Annotated in this window: 1 protein-coding gene; it reads left to right on the top strand. The window is 40.9% G+C overall.

Going from position 1 to position 1,737, the window contains the following annotated elements; genetic code table 11:
- Positions 1 to 1,737 (top strand): DUF4331 domain-containing protein (locus ACY65O_RS11365; RefSeq protein WP_462220976.1); only part of this gene is annotated, 1,737 nt, incomplete at both ends.

The raw sequence follows: 1,737 nt of genomic DNA, 5'->3' as shown, positions 1-1,737 counted from the left end.
CCCGCTGATTCAAGCAAAATAATTTTAATTGCCAACTATATTCCTTTTGAGCATCCGGCCGGTGGCCCCAACTGGTACACTTTTGGAGAAAATATACGTTACGAAATTCATATAGACAATAACACTGCCACCACAGGTGATGATATTATTTACCGTTTTACTTTTACCAGCGTAAATGAAGATGGATCAACTTTCTTTAACATCCGTCTGGGTAAACAAAATATAAAAACAACTTACCTGTGCGAAAGAAGTATTAATGGTGGCACATCATTTACTTCTATTGTTGCTGCCGGAGTGGTGCCGCCAAATAATATTGGCCCACGCTCTATTGAAGGTGGTGTAGGTTTAGGTGCAACAGATTATAATGCATTGATGACTGCAGCAATTGCTACAGCCACCAGCGGCGAAAAAGTTTTTTGCGGTCCGGTTGATGATCCGTTCTTTGTTGACTTAGGCGGTGCATTTGATGCTGGTGGATTTAGAACTGCTGGTGCAAGAGACGGCCTTGCAAAATTTAATTGCCATACCATTGCAATTGAAGTACCTATTTCAACTTTACAAAAAACTGGTAAAACCACGGCAATGGCTACCAGTATTTTAGATGCTGATTTTGTAATTGGTGTTTATGCCAACGCAAGCAGGCCGGCAATTACTACTTTAAGTTTAACCGGTGATAAACCTGCAACTTCGGGTGCATGGACACAAGTTTCAAGATTGGGAATGCCTTTAACCAACGAAGCAGTAATTGCCATTGGTCAAAAAGACAGATGGAACGCTACTTCACCGGCAAACGACGGACAGTTTGTGCCTTTCTTTAAAAATCCTGAGCTGGCTTTGTACATGGACGATTCTCAGTTTGGTGGTGCTGTACCTGGCCTTGCTAAATTAAGGGTGCAGACAAAATCTTTAGGCGCTTTTGATTTTAGAAATGGTAAACCTGGATTGTTCCCATTAAAAGGTTCTCCTGCTGTAGCAGGTACTGCACTGGATGATGCTATTTTTGGTACCATTTTATTACCAGATAACATGAGCCCGAGAGCTGTTGATATCTTACCAATTTTTTATACAGGCGTTCCCAACTTACGTCCTTATCAATTAGCAACAGGTAAAGGGGGTAATCCATTAGCAGCAGGTAAACCTTTTATCAATAATTTTTTACCAACCCTGGGTGATTATTTAAGGTTGAATATGGCTGTACCGGTTACACCACGTAACAGTGCCGACTTTAGCAGTTTAGGAATTGTACAGGCAGCAGTTTTAGGATTAACCGATCCAAGATTTAATGCTAATGCAAACATCCAGTTTATTCCAAACATGGATGGTTTCCCTAACGGAAGAAGATTAGAAGATGATGTAACTACTATTGAATTACAGGCTGTAGGCGGAGTTGCATTAGCGGCTATTGGTTTATGGTATGATGACTATATTCCCGGAACCAGCCCAAGCCCGGTTACTGCGCAACTTTTAAATGTGGTAACTTATAATACCGGCGTTGGCCAAAATGATATTGCTTTTAAAACTTCTTTCCCGTATGAGCAAACACCATGGGCAGGAACTCATAATTGCGATTGTACTCCTCCATCAAATTCTAACTTGTCAAGCATACCTTATAATTACAGCAAGTCAAACATAAATCAAGGTTTTGGTTCGCTGTTGGCAGTTCGTTTCCAGGTTACTTTCTTTGATTTGACGCTCGCACTAAACCATGCCATCTGCCCAATCTTTTCATTTCCAAAT

Origin of the sequence: Ferruginibacter sp. (genome assembly GCF_031430955.1) — a bacterium.
In the GTDB taxonomy this organism is placed as follows: domain Bacteria; phylum Bacteroidota; class Bacteroidia; order Chitinophagales; family Chitinophagaceae; genus Ferruginibacter.
Note: the sequence above shows the minus strand (reverse complement) of the source record. Positions and strands in the feature narration are given on the sequence as shown.